General features: G+C 70.4%; 14 protein-coding genes. 8 read left to right on the forward strand and 6 right to left on the reverse strand.

The window, feature by feature from the left end; genetic code table 11:
- Positions 1-536: 536 nt before the first annotated feature.
- The 6 genes from ACGFY9_RS06045 to ACGFY9_RS06070 form a co-directional block, all read right to left on the reverse strand.
- On the reverse strand, positions 537-1,496 hold the full coding sequence (locus ACGFY9_RS06045) for a DMT family transporter (RefSeq protein ID WP_393752848.1): 960 nt from the start codon (positions 1,494-1,496) through the stop codon (positions 537-539).
- A 64-nt stretch (positions 1,497-1,560) separates the two neighbouring features.
- Entirely contained in the window at positions 1,561-3,600 is a 2,040-nt protein-coding gene (locus tag ACGFY9_RS06050) for an ABC transporter ATP-binding protein (protein WP_393752849.1), read from the reverse strand.
- Between the two features lie 104 nt (positions 3,601-3,704).
- A complete protein-coding gene (locus ACGFY9_RS06055) occupies positions 3,705-3,836 on the reverse strand; it encodes a hypothetical protein (protein ID WP_393752405.1) in 132 nt (43 codons plus the stop codon).
- 248 nt (positions 3,837-4,084) lie between these two features.
- A complete protein-coding gene (locus ACGFY9_RS06060) occupies positions 4,085-5,212 on the reverse strand; it encodes a lipid II:glycine glycyltransferase FemX (protein WP_393752407.1) in 1,128 nt (375 codons plus the stop codon).
- 52 nt (positions 5,213-5,264) lie between these two features.
- Positions 5,265-6,026, reverse strand: a complete 762-nt coding sequence (locus tag ACGFY9_RS06065; RefSeq protein WP_393752409.1) for a metallophosphoesterase family protein — start codon at positions 6,024-6,026, stop codon at positions 5,265-5,267.
- The gene (locus ACGFY9_RS06070) at positions 6,023-8,950 is read right to left on the reverse strand and encodes an FAD-binding and (Fe-S)-binding domain-containing protein (protein WP_393752411.1); all 2,928 of its coding nucleotides are present in this window, start codon (positions 8,948-8,950) and stop codon (positions 6,023-6,025) included. The genes ACGFY9_RS06065 and ACGFY9_RS06070 overlap by 4 nt, the downstream gene beginning before the upstream one ends.
- Positions 8,951-9,205: 255 nt before the next feature.
- On the opposite strand from ACGFY9_RS06070, the gene ACGFY9_RS06075 reads away from it, so the two are divergent.
- The 8 genes from ACGFY9_RS06075 to ACGFY9_RS06110 all read left to right on the forward strand — a co-directional run bounded on the left by ACGFY9_RS06075 (position 9,206) and on the right by ACGFY9_RS06110 (position 17,140).
- Positions 9,206-10,933, forward strand: coding sequence for an ATP-binding protein (locus ACGFY9_RS06075; RefSeq protein WP_393752413.1), 1,728 nt, complete (start codon positions 9,206-9,208; stop codon positions 10,931-10,933).
- Positions 10,930-11,337, forward strand: a complete 408-nt coding sequence (locus tag ACGFY9_RS06080) for a roadblock/LC7 domain-containing protein (protein ID WP_393752415.1) — start codon at positions 10,930-10,932, stop codon at positions 11,335-11,337. Before ACGFY9_RS06075 ends, ACGFY9_RS06080 begins: the two co-directional genes overlap by 4 nt.
- A complete protein-coding gene (locus ACGFY9_RS06085) occupies positions 11,334-11,678 on the forward strand; it encodes a DUF742 domain-containing protein (RefSeq protein WP_393752416.1) in 345 nt (114 codons plus the stop codon). Before ACGFY9_RS06080 ends, ACGFY9_RS06085 begins: the two co-directional genes overlap by 4 nt.
- On the forward strand, positions 11,659-12,336 hold the full coding sequence (locus ACGFY9_RS06090; RefSeq protein WP_393752418.1) for an ATP/GTP-binding protein: 678 nt from the start codon (positions 11,659-11,661) through the stop codon (positions 12,334-12,336). The genes ACGFY9_RS06085 and ACGFY9_RS06090 overlap by 20 nt, the downstream gene beginning before the upstream one ends.
- Positions 12,333-13,538 carry a cytochrome P450 gene (locus ACGFY9_RS06095; RefSeq protein ID WP_393752420.1) on the forward strand — a complete coding sequence of 402 codons (1,206 nt, stop codon included), beginning with the start codon at positions 12,333-12,335 and terminating at the stop codon, positions 13,536-13,538. The genes ACGFY9_RS06090 and ACGFY9_RS06095 overlap by 4 nt, the downstream gene beginning before the upstream one ends.
- 69 nt (positions 13,539-13,607) lie before the next feature.
- Positions 13,608-14,843, forward strand: a complete 1,236-nt coding sequence (locus ACGFY9_RS06100) for a cytochrome P450 (RefSeq protein ID WP_393752422.1) — start codon at positions 13,608-13,610, stop codon at positions 14,841-14,843.
- A 96-nt stretch (positions 14,844-14,939) separates the two neighbouring features.
- Positions 14,940-16,058 carry a phosphoserine transaminase gene (gene serC, locus ACGFY9_RS06105; RefSeq protein WP_393752424.1) on the forward strand — a complete coding sequence of 373 codons (1,119 nt, stop codon included), beginning with the start codon at positions 14,940-14,942 and terminating at the stop codon, positions 16,056-16,058.
- Positions 16,059-16,327: 269 nt separating this feature from the next.
- Positions 16,328-17,140 carry an acyl carrier protein gene (locus tag ACGFY9_RS06110; protein ID WP_393752426.1) on the forward strand — a complete coding sequence of 271 codons (813 nt, stop codon included), beginning with the start codon at positions 16,328-16,330 and terminating at the stop codon, positions 17,138-17,140.

Genomic DNA, 17,140 nt, shown 5'->3' on the forward strand with positions numbered 1-17,140 from the left:
GTGGGCGTGGGTGATGGCCTGGGTGGTGACCGCCCCCGTCTGTCAATTGGCCCTCCCCGGGGGGCATCCCGCGCCGCCGCTCGGCCCGCCCGCCCCCTCCACCCCCTGCCCTGGCCCTGGCATCTCTGAAGGCCGGGGTCTTTTCTAACCGGTAAAAGGTCGCTACGGCGGTTAGATTTACCCCCGGCTTCCCGCAACCACCCACCACCTGGGGTTGGCCGCTGAGCCGACCCGGCGTGCTGGCGAGACGGCAGCGCGCCCCCCACCGGCGGGCAGCCGCTGAGCCCACCCGGCGTGCTGGCGAGACGCGGACGCGCCCCCACCACACCGGCCGGCAGCACAGTTCAGGCAAGGGGATGGCTCCCTGGCCACCCATCCCTCCGGGCCACTCGCTCGCTTCTGAAACGGGCTGGAGCGGCCCTAGTCAAGGGTGGAGCGCAGCGGAATCGCCGCAGGCGACGCGACCGCAGGGAGCGCCCTTTACTCGGGCCGTGGAAGCCCGACACTGGCCAAGAAGCGAGTGGCCCAACGGCAACCTACGCCTCTACTTTCGCCTTCCCCCGGCCCACCTGTGTCCGCACCGCCCCCATACTCGCCGCGATGACCAGCGCGATAGCCATGGCCTCAGGAACGGACAGCGCCTGGTGGAGGATCAGGAAGCCCGCCGTAGCCGCCACGGCTGGTTCCAGGCTCATCAGGATGGCGAAGGTCGAGGAGGGGAGGCGGCGCAGGGCCAGGAGTTCGAGTGTGTAGGGGAGGACCGAGGACAGAACCGCCACTGCGGAACCGAGGGCGATCGTCGTCGGGTTCAGCAGCTTTGTGCCTGACTCCGCGACGCCCAGCGGCAGAAACACCACCGCCGCCACGACCATCGCCAGCGCCAAACCATCAGCTTGTGGAAAGCGACGCCCCGTACGAGCACTGAAGACTATGTACGTTGCCCACATGGCGCCTGCCCCCAGGGCGAAGGCCACGCCTACAGGGTCCAGACTGCTGAAGCCTCCGCCGCCGAGGAGGAAGACGCCTGCCAGGGCAAGCCCCGCCCATACCGCGTTCAGCGCGCGCCGGGATGTCAGGACGGAGAGGGCGAGTGGACCCAGCACTTCCAGCGTCACCGCCGGTCCCAGGGGGATGCGGGCCAGTGACTGGTAGAAGAGGCCGTTCATCGCGGCCATGGTGATGCCGAAGACGACGACCGTGCCCCAGTCCGCGCGTGAGTGACCCCGCAGGCTCGGGCGACAGATCACGAGGAGGACCACCGCGGCCACCAGCAGCCGTAGCGTCACCACGCCCAGGGCCCCCACCCTGGGCATCAGCGTCACCGCCAGCGCACCACCGAACTGCACCGAGATCCCCCCGGCCAGCACCAGCCCCACCGGCCCGAGCGAACCCGTGCGGCGCGGGGCGGTGGTCGGAGTGGCCACGGGGGCGGTGGTCGACGTACTGGGGATGCTCACGGGGGCTTCCAGGGCTCGGCTCAGCGCGCATTCGTCCATCACGATGCACTGCTCGGTCCATGGTAATGGACTTCGACAGGTGTGAGAACCCTTTATGCAACTGTCACTGGGCCTGGTCCCGGAACAGGGGCCGACCGTCGGGGAGGGTGGTGGGCATGGGGCCGAAGAGGGGATCGGAGTACAGGGGATCGGAGTACTCCGGGTACTCGCTCTGTGGGTAGGTCGGTTGATACGTCGGCTCGTATGTCGGCGCGTACGTCTGCGGCACCCAGCTCTCGACGAAGACCGGTGCCGAGGAGTGCCCGTAACCCACGCCCGCCTCCGCGAACGACGGCAACCGCAGTTCCCCGGTGTCCATCACCGCGTTGTTCTGCGAGCGGTGCAGTCGCGAGTACGCCCCGCCCCGCACCATCAGCTCCTCGTGCCGGCCCGTCTCCACGATCCGGCCCCGGTCCACGACCAGGATGCGATCGGCGTCGGGGGCGAGGTTGAGGTCGTGGGTGATCATGATGGTCGTACGGCCCGCCATCAGTCGCCGTAGGGGTTTTACGACCCGGCGGGCGGCCATCGAGTCCAGGCCGGTCGTCGGTTCGTCGAGGACCAGGACCGGGGCGTCGCGCAGGATCGCGCGCGCGATCGCGAGGCGCTGGAGTTGACCGCCGGACAGGCGGGCCGAGTTGGGGTCAATCTTCGTGTCGTAGCCGTCGGGGAGGCGGAGGATGAACTCGTGGGCGTCGGCAGCGACAGCCGCGTCCATGATCGCCTGCTCGCTCGCGCCGGGGCGGCCGCAGGCGATGTTCGCGCGGACGGTGTCGTGCAGGACCAGGGTCTCCTGGGGGAGCAGGGTCACGTACTCGCGCAGGCGGGCGAGGGGGAGGTCCCGCAGGGGGACGCCGTCGAGGAGGACATCGCCGGCGTCGGGGTCGTAGAAGCGGAGGAGCATTTTGGAGACGGTGGACTTGCCGGCGCCGCTGGGGCCGGTGACGATCACCAGCTCACCGGGGTTGACGGTGAAGGAGAGGCCTTCCAGGGCCGCTCGGTCGGCGCCGGGGTAGCTGAAGGTGACGTCGCGGAGTTCGACCGTGCCGTCGGGGCGGCCGGTCTCGGAGTCGCGGGCGGGGTCGGCGACGGACGGGCGTACGTCGAGGATCTCGATGAGGCGTTCGGCGCCCGCGGTGGCGGCGGTGATGGTCAGGCCGAGTTGGGCCAGGCCGCGGACGGGCGGGTAGAGGTAGCCCAAGAAGGCGGAGAACGCGAGGAGTTGGCCGAGGGTCATGCGGCCGGTGGAGATCTCCCAGGCGCCGATGCCGATGACGGCGAGCACGCACACGGTCTCGATGACGGCGACGAGTTGCTCGTACGCCTCGTTCAGCCGCGTCGAGCGGACGGAGGCCCGGAACCAGGCGCCGGCCTCCTCGTTGAGGCGGCGGCGTTCGGCGTCGCGGCGGCCGTAGGCCTGGGTGAGGACGATGTTGCCCAGGGACTCCTCGACGACCGAGGTGATCGCGCCGTCGGCGACCCGGCCCTCGCGTGAGACGTCCTTGATGGAGCCGGAGAAGCGGCGGGCCGCGAGCCAGAAGAGGGGGGCGAGGACGAAGGTGGCGGCGGCCAGGTCCCAGCGCAGCCAGAACGCGGCGGCGGCGTAGAAGAGGGCGGAGAAGAGCGCGGAGGCGGTGCCGATGACGCCGGACACGACGAGGGTCTCGATCGCCTCGACGTCGCCGGTCAGGCGGGACAACAGGTCGCCCTGACGGTGCCGTTGGAAGAAGTGCGGGGGCAACTGCTGTACGTGGTCGAAGACATGCTCGCGCAGTCTCATCACGAAGCGTTCGGTGGCCCACGCGGCAAGGGAGTTGCCGGCGTACGAGACGAGCGCGCCGACGATCGCGACGCCCAGCCACTTCGCGGCGGGGCTCCAGAACGCGCTCAGCGAGCCCTTCGCGAGGGCTCGGTCGGTGAGGTCGGCGAAGAGGAGGATGGCCTCGGTCTCGGCGAGCGCGCCGATCACCGTGCATATCCAGACGAGGACCAGCCAGCGTCTGAGGCCCTGAGTGAGCGGCCAGAAGCGACGGAAAGCCGTACGGGCGGGAATGGTGGGAGTTTCGTCGTCCTCGTATTCGAGGTCTTCCTCATCCGTATCCATGTCCACCATACGCTCGCTTTCCGTCATCAGAATTCCTTGGGTTTTCGAATTCAGGAAAGAAAAGAGGGCCGACTGCGTGGGTCGGCCCTCCCTCTACTGCCGGTTCAGCTGTCCTGGCCGGGCAGCGGCTTCGGCAGAGGCTTCGGCTGGTGCTTCTTGCGCGGCTTCGGGGGCGGCGGGGGCGGCAGCTGCTGCTTCTTGGGCTTGGGCAGCGGGGCGAGCTTGTTGAGGCCCATTCCGAACTCCTAGGTTGTGCAGTGGAATGTGTGTGTCAAAGTCGGGCGTGTTACCGCCCGGGGAATTCCCGACACCCAGAAACGTACACGGCCCTGTAGCCAAGTCGCAGCAAAGTCGTCGACCGAACGGCAAACACAGGCTGTGAATACCTTTGCGAATCCTGAGTTACGGCCGCCAACCTGAGATTTCTCTGATAAACCTGAGAGCAGCCTTAATGAACCTGTGCTTCCGCCCTCAAGCAAGACCCTCAGCGGCGCGCCATGTAGAGGTCCAGCGCCTTGTGCAGCAGCCGGTTGAGGGGGAAGTCCCACTCCCCCAGGTACTCGACGGCCTCTCCACCCGCGCCGGCCTTGAAACGCAGCAGCCCCAGCAGGTGGTTGGACTCCTCCAGGGTGTCGGTGATGCCCCTGAAGTCGTATACGGACGCGCCGAGTTGGTGGGCGTCGGTCATCATGCGCCACTGCATCGCGTTGTTGGGCTGCACCTCGCGCCTGCGGCTGGTGGAGGCGCCGTAGGAGTACCAGACGTGCCGGCCGACCGTCAGCATCGTGGCCGCGGCGAGGATCTCGCCGTCGTGGTGGGCGAGGTAGAGGCGCATGCGGTCGGGGTGTTCGGCGGTGAGGGCGGTCCACATGCGCTGGAAGTAGGGCAGCGGGCGCGGAATGAAGCGGTCGCGCTCGGCGGTCTCGGCGTACAGCTCGTAGAAGGCGGGGAGGTCGTCGTAACCGCCCTGGACCACCTTCACGCCGGCCTTCTCGGCCTTCTTGATGTTGCGCCGCCACTGCTGGTTGAGCCCGCGGTGGATCTCGTCCAACGACCGCCCCTCGAACGGGACTTGGAACACGTACCGGGGCTGTCCGGCCGCGAAGCCGTCCTCTCCCCCGGGTTCCGTCTGCTGCCAGCCCGCGCGGCGCAGCCGGTCGGCGACCTCGTAGGCACGCGGTTCGTACGACGTGGGCGCGGCATCCTTCAGCCGCCGCGCGTCCGGGTCGGCGATCGCGGCCTTCACCGCGTCCGCGCTCCAGCGGCGTACGACCACGGGCGGGCCCATCTTCACCGTGAACGCGCCCTGCGACTTGAGGTGGGCGAGCATCGGGTCGAGCCAGCGGTCGAGATCGGCGGCGTGCCAGTCGATGACCGGCCCCTCGGGCAGGTACGCGAGGTACTTCTTGAGTCTGGGCACGGGCCGGTACAACACGAGCCCCACCCCGACCAGTTGCCCACTCGCCTCCTCGAACCACCCCAGACTCTCCGCCCGCCAGTCGGGCTTCACCGCACCCCACGACGGCACCTGCATATGGCTGGCGGAGGGGCGGGCGGCGATGAACGCGAGGTGTTCGGCGGGGGTGATGGGGCGGAGACGGAGGTGGGTCATACGCGGGCTCCCTGGCGGATCGAAACCGTGGTCGAACGGCCAGCCTAGGCAGTCACCCGCGCCCGTCCCGGGGGCCGAAGGTCTCCAGCGCCTCCGTGTCCGACGCCCGAGCCTTGAGGAAGTAGTCCGCCCACTCCCCGATCTCCGGGTAGCCGGACTCGCGGGTGAGGCGGGCGATCGCCGCCGGGATGTCGTACGGCGTCACACGGAGGTCCGTGCCGGGGCCGAGCAGGCACCAGTGGGCGCCGGTGCGGCCGTACGGCATGCCGACGCTGCCGGGGTTGACGATCAGGCGGCCGTGGGCGAGGCGGACGTACGGCATGTGGGTATGGCCGCAGACGATCGTGCGGATGTCGTCGTCGAGGCCGGTGAGGACCTCCGTCCAGCGGGCGGGGCGGGAGTCGACCAGGACGACTTCCTCGTCGTCCCGGGGAGTCGCGTGGCAGAAGAGGACCCTGCCCAGGCCGCGGATCGGGAGCGTCAGCGTCTTGGGGAGGGTGGCCAGGAAGTCGACCTGGTCGGGGCGGAGGGCGGTCGCCGCGTACGGGGCGATGGGGTCCGGGATGTCGTCGCGTTCGCCTCTGCGGTACTCGACCAGTTCGCGGTCCGCGTTGCCCGAGATCCACAGGACTCGGTCGGCCTCGGCTCTCAACAGATCTACGACTTCCGCCGGTTGGGGGCCCGCCGTGATGTCGCCGGTGAGGACGATGCGGTCGGCGGCGGCCACCTCCGGTTCGGCGAGGACCGCTTCCAGGGCGGGGAGCACTCCGTGGATGTCGGAGAGGACGGCGACTCGGCCGAGTTCGTCGGTCACTTCCCCTCTCCCTCCAGCGCGTCCGCCAGTACCTCCGCGAGGTGTCGGCCCCGTACCCCCGCCAGTTGCTCCAGCTGTGTACGGCACGAGAAGCCGTCCGCCAGGACCAGCGCGTCCTCCGGTGCCTGGCGTACCGCCGGGAGGAGTTGTTCCTCCGCGCACGCCGTCGACACCTCGTAGTGGCCCTTCTCGAAGCCGAAGTTGCCCGCCAACCCGCAGCAGCCGCCCGCCAGTTCGCCCGTCAGGCCGGCCGCCTCGCGCAGGCGGCGGTCGGGGGCGTCGCCCAGGACCGCGTGCTGGTGGCAGTGGGTCTGGCCGACCGTCGGGCGGTCGACGCGGGGCGGGGTCCAGTCGGGAGCGAGACGTTCCAGGGCCTCGGCGAAGGTGAGGACCGAGGCGGCCAGGCGGGCCGCCCGGGGGTCGTCGGGGAGGAGTTCCGGGAGGTCCGTGCGGAGGGCTGCCGCGCAGCTCGGCTCCAGGACGACGATGGGCGCGCGGTCGTCGTCCAACTCCGGGACGAGGTGGGCGTCCAGCAGGTCGAGCGTGCCGCGCAGCACCTCGCGGGCGCGGTCGAGCTGCCCCGTCGAGGTGTAGGTCAGGCCGCAGCAGACGCGACCACGGCGGGACAGCCATGGATTCCCGCCGACCGACGAGATGTCGCCCTCGGCCGTCCTCTTCACCGTCATGCGCACATGCGGCGTCAGCATCACGCCCAGCCCCGCCGCCTCCAGCACCCGCACAGCCGCCTTCCCCACGGACGGCGCGAAGTGTTCCGTGAACGTGTCTGGCCAGAGCTGGACGACATGGCTGGGACCCCCGGCCCGCTCGCCCGCCTTCCACGCGGCGAGCGACTGCCTCAGCTGTTTCCTGAACCTCCGCGACCACCACCTGGTGAACGTCTCCCCCGCCACCCCCGGAATCCCCCGCTCCCCCGCGATCCCGCCCAGCCGCTTCGCCAGCGCCGCCAACGGCCGTACTGAGGCAAGGGAGTTGACCAGCCAGGCCGTACGCGTGCGCTCCACCAGCCGGAGCCAGCGCGGCAGCCGGCCCATCGCGTAATGGGCCGCGGGCCTGCGCCGCCCCTCGTAGTGGTGGTGCAGGAACTCCGCCTTGTACGTGGCCATGTCGACGCCGACCGGGCAGTCCGTGCGACAGCCCTTGCAGGACAGGCACAGGTCCAGCGCGTCCCGGACCTCCGTCGACTGCCAGCCGTCGGTGACCAGTTCGCCCGCGAGCATCTCGTGGAGGAGTCGGGCACGCCCGCGCGTGGAGTGCTGCTCGTCTCCCGTCGCGCGGAACGACGGGCACATCACCGAGGACCCGTTCGCCTCTGTCGTACGGCACTTGGCCACCCCGACGCAGCGCCGTACCGCCGCCGAGAAGTCTCCGCCGTCGGACGGGTAACCGAACACCACGTCCACCGGCTTGCGCGGGAGCACCGAGAAGCGGAGGTTCGTGTCCAGCGGGGCGGGCCGCACCAGCATCCCGGGGTTGAGGAGGTCGTCCGGGTCCCAGACTCCCTTGACCCGTTCGAACAGGCTCACCATCTCGGCGCCGTACATCTTCGGCAGGAGTTCCGCGCGTGCCTGTCCGTCCCCGTGCTCTCCGGAGAGCGAGCCACCGTGGGCGGCCACCAACTCGGCCAGCTCCTCCGAGAAGTGGCGGAAGCGGGCCACCCCCGGCTCCGTCAGCAGGTCGAAGTCGATGCGGACGTGGATGCAGCCGTCCCCGAAGTGGCCGTACGGAGTGCCCCGTAGGCCGTGCGCGACCAGCAACCCCCTGAAGTCCCGTAGATACGCGCCCAGTCGGGCCGGTGGCACCGCGCAGTCCTCCCAGCCCGGCCATGCCTCCGAGCCGTCCGGCATCCTCGTCGCCGTACCGCTCGCGTCCTCGCGGATGCGCCACAGGGCCCGCTGACTCGCCGCCTCCGTCACCACCAGGGCGTCGAGGACGTCCGCCGCGCGGACGATGGTCTCCGCACGCGCGCGTGCCTCCGCCTCCGTGTCGCCGCCGGTCTCGACGAAGAGCCAGGCGCCGCCCCGGGGGAGGTCCGCGGTCGAGCGCACGAGGTCGGCCGCCATCCCCTCCACCGTCAGCGGCCCATGGATCAGCAGGCCCGCCGCCGCCTCCGCCGCCGCGCTCTCGTCGGCGTAACCGAGGACCGCCAACGCACGCGCGCGGGGTGCCTCGACGAGTCGTACGACCGCCTCCGTGAGGATGCCCAGCGTGCCCTCGCTGCCGCAGAAGGAGCGGGCCACGTCCGCGCCGTTCTCGGGGAGGAGGGCGTCCAGGGCGTAGCCCGAGATACGGCGGGGGAGGTCCGGGAAGCCGGTGCGCAGGCGGGCCAACTCGGCGTCCACGAGCGGCCGTAGGCCCTCCGGGGCGCCCGCCCAGTCGCGGCCGGGGCGCAGAAGATCTCCCCGCGCGGTGATCACCGACAGCTCGCTCACGCTGTCCGCCGTCGTGCCCCAGGCGACCGAGTGGGAGCCGCAGGAGTTGTTGCCGATCATGCCGCCGAGGGTGCAGCGGCTGTGCGTCGAGGGGTCGGGGCCGAAGCGCAACCCGTGGGGGGCGGCGGCCTGTTGGAGGCGGTCGAGGACCAGGCCGGGCTGGACGACCGCCGTGCGGGAGGCGGGGTCCAGGGACACCAGTCCGTTCATGTGGCGGGTGAAGTCCAGGACCACGCCCGTGCCCGTCGCCTGGCCGGCGATGGACGTGCCGCCCCCGCGTGCCACCACGGGCACCCCGTGTGCCCGGCAGGCCGCCAGCGTCGCCGCCACGTCGTCGGCGTCACGGGGCGCGACGACGCCCAGCGGGACGCGTCGGTAGTTGGACGCGTCCATCGTCATCAGCGCCCGGGACGTGACGTCGAAACCCACCTCGCCCCGGACGGTCCTGCGCAGCTCCGCCTGAAGATCCGCCATGCCTCCAGCATGCACCCGACCACTGACAGTGACCGATTTCCGTTCCGGGAAACTTCGGGCCCGGAGTGAACCGATTCTGTAAACGCATCCAGAACCTCCCCAGTTCGATCACTAACTCTCATATAGTGACCGCCAGTTGAGCACCCGGAGTCGCTTCTCGCCCAGGAACCCGACGAGCACCCCCCGAGGACACGACCGAGGACGACTGAGGACCACGACCAAAGACGCCCGAGGACCCGACCGAGGACCCCCTTCATGACCGCCCCCATACTTCCCGGCGAACGACCCACCTTCCGCACCGTCGCCCCCGTCCCCCTGTTCACCGCCGTACTGGCCGGGCTCGCGGTCGCCGGCGCGGTCTATGTGACACCCGGCTCGAAGCGCCTCGCGGTCGCCTGCGGCGCCGGTGCCGGCGCGCTGCTGCTGTGCGCGGCCGTCGCGCTCGCCACGCACGCGTACCAGACGGCCCGGATCACCCGCCGCCGTCTTGAGGCCGTCACCCTGGACGCGGGGCGGCTGCTGCAGGAACGGGCCCGGCTGAGCTCGGACTTCGACCGGGAGCGCGTGCAGCTGACCGAGGAGCTGACCCACGAGCGGGCCCGGCTGACGGCCGAACTCTCCCAGGAACGCGCCCGGTTGACCTCCGACTTCTCCCAGGAGCGCATGCGGCTCACCACCTCCTTCGCGGAGGAACGCGGCCGCCTCACGGAGGAGAACGAGCTGGAGCGCGCCCGCCTCACCGCCGAGAACAAGCAGCTGGCCGAGAAGGCCCGCCGCGACTCCCACGAGCGTGCCGCCGCGCTCTCCGCGACCGCCAACGCGGCGGGCCGGATGCAGGCGTTGGCCACCGGCATGCTCGCCGACCTGCGCGCCATGGAGGATCGGCACTCGGACGAGGACGTCCTCGCCGACCTGCTCCACCTCGACCACCGCACCGCGCAGGCGGGCCGTCTCGCCGACTCCGTCGCCGTCCTCACGGGCGCGCGCTCCGGGCGCCGTTGGGCCCGTCCCATCGCCATGGAGTCGATCCTGCGGGGCGCGATGGGCCGTATCAGCGGCTATCAACGCGTGCGCGTGCACTCCGCGAGCGACACCGCCGTCGCCGGGCACGCGGCCGAGGGCGTGATGCACGCGCTCGCCGAACTCCTCGACAACGCCGCGAGCTTCTCGCCGCCGAGCGCCGAAGTGCATGTCTACGTAGAAGAAGTGCCCGCCGGGGTCATCCTCTCGGTGGAGGACAGCGGCCTGGTCATGGGCGACATCCAGCTGCGCCGCGCCGAGCGCGCCGTCTCCGGCGACTCCGCCGAACTGGGCGGCCTCACCGGCACCCGGCTCGGCCTCGCGGTCGTCGGGCGGCTGGCCCGCAAGTACGGCCTGAAGGTGTCGTACCGGCCCTCCGCGCGGGGTGGCACCGGCGTCCTGATGCTCGTACCGCAGGACATCCTGGTGCCCCAGGACGCGCCGACACCGCAGGTGCCCCTCGACCTTCCCGAGCCGTCGCCGTCGGTATCAACACCGGTGGATCCGGAGGCAGTTCCCGAGCCCGCGCCCTCCGTCCGGGACCATCCGTGGATGTCCTACGCCGCCGGGCGCACCCTCGCCGATCTGGACCCGGACCCGGTGCCCACGCACGAGTCGCCGGACCGGGGTGCCCCGGCCGATGCCGTGACGGACGCGGCGAACACGTTGCCCGAAGGCCTGCCCAAGCGTCGCCGGGGTCAGGCACTCGCGGAAGCCGAGCGCTCACGCGCGCGTACGGAGTCCCCGGTGCCCGAGACGACCCGTCCCGCCCCCTCGGCCGACGACACCCTCGCCCGCACCGCCCGCTTCAACAGCTTCCGCCAGGCCGTACGCGAGGCGGCGACCGACCAGGGCACGCGCGCGTCCGGCACCGACGCGGACAGCCCCGTATCAGCGGACAGCCCCGTATCAGCAGAGCCCACCCCCTCCCTCTCCCACTCGGAAGGCAACCCCACCTCATGACCGGCACGACGACCGCCGACGAGAAGCTCACCTGGCTCATCGAGGGCCTCCTGGAGCGCACCCCGGGCGCGCGCCACGCGCTCGTGCTGTCCCGGGACGGCCTGAAGCTGTGCCGGACGCCCGAACTCTCCGTCGACCAGGCCGACCAGCTCGCGGCGATCGCCGCCGGCATCCAGTCGCTGTCGCACGGCGCGTCGGTGGAGTTCGGGGACGGCAGCGGGGGTGTGCGCTCCGCGATGACGGAGTTCTACGGCGGGGTGCTGTTCATCGTCGAGGCGGGTGAGGGCGCGCACCTGGCGCTGGTCACCACCGAGGACGCGGACGCGGGGCTGATCGGGCACAACATGAGCGAGCTGGTCGAACAGCTCGGCGAGCACCTGCGCGCGGAACCCCGCGCGTCATGAGCCGCCCCGGCAGGGACGACTCACCCGACCGCCTCTACACGCTCACCGGAGGCCGCGCCCGTTCCGGCCCGGACAGCCCGTTCGACCTGGTGACCCTCGTGGTCGCCGAGTGCGATCCGGCGACCGGGATGCAGTCGGAGCACGCGGCGATCCTGCGGATCACCGAACACCCCACGGCCGTCGTCGAGTTGGCGGCCGAACTGAAGCTTCCGGTGAGCATCACCAAGATCCTCCTCTCCGACCTTCTCGCGGCCGGCCGGGTCAGCGCCCGCCATCCGCGCAAGGCCGATCTCGATCCCGACGTCCTGGAACAGGTGCTCGTTGGACTCCGCAACCTCTGACGCGCGCACCCCCTTGGGTGCCTCCGCCGACAACGGCCTGAAGATCGTGGTCGTCGGCGGCTTCGGCGTCGGCAAGACCACGCTGGTCCGCTCGGTCAGCGAGATACGTCCCCTCAACACCGAGGAGACGATGACGAAGGCCGGCGAGGCCGTCGACGACATCAGCGAGGTGCGCGGCAAGTCCGCGACCACCGTCGCCTTCGACTTCGGCCGCATCACGCTCGACGCCCGCAATGTGCTGTACCTGTTCGGCGCCCCGGGCCAGGAACGGTTCTGGTTCCTCTGGGACCGGCTGTTCTCCGGGACGCTCGGCGCGGTCGTCCTCGTCGACACCCGGCGGATCGGCGACTCCTGGTACGCCATCGACCGCCTCGAACACCACGGCACCCCCTTCATCGTGGCCTGCAACGACTTCGGCGGCACCCCCTACGCCCCGCAGCAGATCCGCGAGGCCCTCGACCTCGACCCGCACGTCCCCCTCGTGGACTGCGACGCCCGCTCCCGCGCGTCCGCGAAACGGGTGCTGATCACCCTGGTCGAGCACGTCAAGAACGAACACACCAGGGGCCGTTACGACGGCCAGGACCCCGGTCGCCACGACGGCCAGGGCGCCGCCCGCCCCCAAGCCCCGTCCCCCCACCAGGAGTTGGCCCTGTGATCGCGCCCGTACCGCTGAGTGGACCCAGGTTCCAGACCGAACCGGCGCAGCTGTACCGGGAGATGCGGCGCGAGCACGGTGCCGTGACCCCCGTGGTGCTCGACGGCGACATCCCGGCCTGGCTGGTGCTCGGCTACCGCGAGCTGCACCAAGTCACCGGCGATCCGGTCCTGTTCAGCCGTGACTCCGACCTGTGGAACCAGTGGGACGGCATCCCCGACGACTGGCCGCTGCTGCCGATGATCGGCCGGAAGCAGCCGTCGATCCTCTACACGGTCGGCGAGCGGCACCGCGAGCGCGTCGGCATGATCAGCGACGCGCTGGAGGCCGTCGATCCGTCCGAACTCCGGTCGTACACCGAGAAGTTCGCGGACGAGCTGATCGACGGGATCTGCGCCAAGGGCGAGACGGACATCGTCGGCGACTACGCGATGCTGCTGCCGGTACGGGTCCTGGCGCGGCTCTACGGCTTCCGGGACGAGCAGGGTCCCGGCCTGGTGACCGCGCTCAACGACATGATCGACGGACGCGAACGCGCGATCGCTGGGCAGACCCATCTGGCCACGTCCATGGGGCAGTTGCTGGCCGACCGGAAGGAAGAGCCGGCCGACGACGTCGTGTCGCGGATGCTGATGCACGAGTCCGGCTTCGACGACATCGAGATCGCCCAGGACTTGATGGTGATGATGGCGGCGGGCCACCAGCCGACCGCCGACTGGATCGGCAACTCGCTGCGGCTGATGCTGACCGACGACCGGTTCGCGGCCTCCCTCTTCGGCGGCCGCAACAGTGTCGCCGAGGCGATGAACGAGGTCCTGTGGGAGGACACCCCGACGCAGAACGTGGCCGGGCGCTGGGCCTCCCGCGACACCCAGCTCGGCGGCCGCCGCATCCGCGCCGGCGACCTGCTCCTCCTCGGCCTCCAGGGCGCCAACTCCGACCCCCAGGTCCGCACCGACGGCTCCGCGCTCACCGGCGGCAACAGCGCGCACTTCTCCTTCGGGCACGGGGAGCACCGGTGTCCGTTCCCGGCGCAGGAGGTGGCCGAGGTGATCGCGCGGACGGGGATCGAGGTGGTGCTGGACCGGTTGCCCGACATCGACCTGGCGGTACCGGCCGAGTCCCTCACGCGCAGGCCCTCGCCATGGCTGCGGGGCCTGACCGCACTGCCGGTCCGGTTCACGCCCGTCGCCGCGCTCTGAGTTCCGACCCTTACGGCCCTGCCCCTGCCCTTCCTCTGAGCCCAGCCCTGCCTTTGGAGGCACTCCCGCATGAGCACCGGTACCGAAGAGACCCGTATCGTCCTCGACCCCTTCGTCGGCGACCTGGACGGCGAGAGCGCCAGGCTGCGTGCGGCCGGTCCACTGGCCGCCGTGGAACTGCCCGGTGGCGTGCCCGTGTGGGCGGTGACGCGGCACGCCGAGGCGAAACAGCTGCTCACGGATCCGCGGCTGGTGAAGGACATCAACGTCTGGGGTGCCTGGCAGCGCGGTGAGATCCCCGCGGACTGGCCGCTGATCGGGCTCGCCAACCCGGGCCGTTCGATGCTGACCGTGGACGGCGCGGACCACCGCCGGATGCGCACGCTGGTCGCGCAGGCGCTCACCCCGCGCCGGGTGGAGCAGATGCGGGAGCGGATCGCGAAGCGAACGGAGGACCTGCTCAACGGAGTTGAGTCCGTCGAGGGTGAAGTCGTGGACCTGAAGGCGGAGTTCGCGTACCCGCTTCCCATGTACGTCATCGCCGACCTGATGGGCATAGCGGAGTCCCAACTCCCGCGCCTGAAGGAGCTGTTCGAGAAGTTCTTCTCGACGCAGACGCCGCCGGCGGAGGTCATCGCGACGCTGACGGAACTCGCAGGCATCATGGCCGCGACGGTCGCGGCCAAGCGTGCCGAACCCGGCGACGACCTGACGTCGGCGCTGATCGCGGCGTCCGAGAACGGCGACCACCTCACCGACGAGGAGATCGTCTCCACGCTCCAGCTGATGGTCGCGGCCGGCCATGAGACGACGATCTCGCTGATCGTCAACGCGGTCGTCAACCTGTCGACGCACCCCGTCCAGCGCGCCCTGGTGCTGGCCGGCGAGGCCGACTGGTCCTCGGTGGTCGAGGAGACCCTGCGCCACTCGACGCCCACCTCGCACGTCCTGATCCGCTTCGCCACGGAGGACGTCCAGGTCGGCGACAAGGTCCTCCCGGCCGGGGACGCGCTGATCGTGTCGTACGCCGCGATCGGCCGCGACGAGGAGGCCCACGGGCCGACGGCGGGCGAGTTCGACATCACCCGCACCAGCGAGAACCGCCACATCTCCTTCGGCCACGGCCCGCACGTCTGCCCGGGTGCGGCCCTCTCCCGCCTGGAGGCGGACGTGGCGCTCCCGGCGCTCTACGAGCGTTTCCCGGCCCTGGACCTGGCGGTCCCGGCGACGGAACTCCGCAACAAGCCGGTGGTGACGCAGAACGACATCTTCGAGCTGCCGGTAAAGCTGACCCCGGGCGACTGATCCACTTGTCCACGGGCCGGAGAGACCATCTCCTCGGTCGTCTCATCGAACGGACGCGTTTCCGTCCGGTTTCACCGAGGGGATACGCTCCGGCTCGTGGCTGATATCGAGATTCCCGCTGACATCAAGCCCGCCGACGGACGTTTCGGCGCTGGCCCCTCCAAGGTGCGGACGGAGGCGCTGGACGCGCTGGCCGCCACCGGTACGTCTCTGCTGGGTACGTCCCACCGCCAGGCCCCGGTCAAGAACCTGGTCGGCAAGGTGCGTGAGGGCGTCTCCGCGCTGTTCTCGCTCCCCGAGGGCTACGAGGTCGTCCTCGGCAACGGCGGTTCGACGGCCTTCTGGGACGTCGCGACCCACGGCCTGATCGACAACAAGTCGCAGCACCTGACCTTCGGCGAGTTCAGCTCGAAGTTCGCGAAGGCGGCCAAGCTGGCGCCGTGGCTGGCCGAGCCGACCGTCATCTCCTCCGGCCCCGGCACGCACCCGGAGCCGGCCGCCGAGGCGGGCGTGGACGTGTACGCGTACACGCACAACGAGACGTCGACAGGCGTCGCGGCCCCCATCAAGCGCGTCGCGGGCGCCGACGAGGGCGCGCTGGTCCTCGTGGACGCCACGTCGGGCGCGGGCGGCCTCCCGGTCGACATCGCCGAGACGGACGTCTACTACTTCGCCCCGCAGAAGTCCTTCGCCTCCGACGGCGGCCTGTGGATCGGCGTCTTCTCCCCGGCCGCGATCGAGCGCGCCGAGCGCATCCACGCGTCCGGCCGCCACGTCCCGGAGTTCTTCAGTCTCCCCACGGCGATCGACAACTCCCGCAAGAACCAGACGTACAACACCCCTGCCCTGGCCACCCTGTTCCTCCTCAACGAGCAGCTTGAGTGGATCAACGGCCAGGGCGGCCTGGCGTGGTCGACGGCCCGCACGAAGGACTCGTCGAGCCGCCTGTACAGCTGGGCGGAGGAGTCGAAGTACGCGACCCCGTTCGTGTCCGACCCCACCAAGCGCTCGCAGGTCATCGGCACGATCGACTTCGCCGACGAGATCGACGCGGCGGCCGTCGCCAAGGTCCTGCGCGCCAACGGCATCGTCGACACCGAGCCGTACCGCAAGCTCGGCCGCAACCAGCTCCGCGTGGCGATGTTCCCGGCGATCGACCCGGCGGACGTCGAGGCGCTGACGAAGTGTGTCGACTACGTCATCGAGAAGCTGTAGTCGTTTCGCCTACGGTTCCGGTTCTACGACGACGAAAGGCGCCCCGCGGCTGATCCGCGGGGCGCCTTTCGTCGTCGTAGGGCAATGCGGGGCAGCCTGCGGCCGAAGTCCAGGTGAACCAGCAACCCGGACAAAACAACCCCTTGCCACAGCCGCGTAACAGCGAACACACAGGGGACAACTCCCGCCGCACCCCGCCGGTCGAACCGGTTGCGTCGCACACCTGCGGCGCAACTCCTCGATTCCCGACCGAAGTTGGAGTTGCCTCCATGCCCAGGAAGTCCGTCCCGACGCGGCTCGCCGCCACCGCCGCGCTGCTGCTCGCCGCCGGCGCCCTGTCCGCACCGGCCGCCTCCGCGGCACCCTCGGACGCCGAGCCCGGCGACGCGTACGTGCTGACCGTGACCACCAACCCGGCCAGCACCAACTACCAGGAACGGCACGTCGACGTCACCGGCACCGTCACCAAGGCGGACGGCACCCCGGCGCCGAACATCCCCGTCACCCTCCAGGAAGTCGTCCAGTTCACCACCTGGAACCCGTGGGGCGACCCGATCGACCCCAACTACTACGAGCCGCGCGACCTGGGCAAGCCGGTCACCGACGCCACCGGGAAGTTCACGATCCCGGACGTCGACATCGACCACTCGGGCGGCAGCAGCCTGCTCAACGTCCAGCACGACGTGCACATCACCGCCCTCTACGACGAGGACGGCGACCTCAACACCCCGCAGGACGGCTACTTCGCGGAGACCACGGTGGCCGCCAACACCCGTTCCAGCTCGCTCAGTTACTCGGTCAACAAGAAGAAGGTGAAGGCCGGCGACATCCTCACCGTCCAGGGCAAGGTCACCCTCCCCACGGGAGTTGAGCCCCAGGGCACGGAGGTCTTCCTCCAGACCTACTGGGAGCAGGAGTACCACGTGAAGGTGACGGCCGAGGACGACGGCTTCTTCGTGATGTCGGTACGCGTCTCCAGCTACGACGACACGTTTACGCTGCGCACGGCTCCGACGGACTTGTACGTGGCCGGGGCTGTACAGAAGCTCCCGATCACCAACACGTCGTTGCCCCGCGGGTAG

It is taken from the genome of Streptomyces sp. NPDC048504 (assembly GCF_043200035.1).
Classification (GTDB): domain Bacteria; phylum Actinomycetota; class Actinomycetes; order Streptomycetales; family Streptomycetaceae; genus Streptomyces.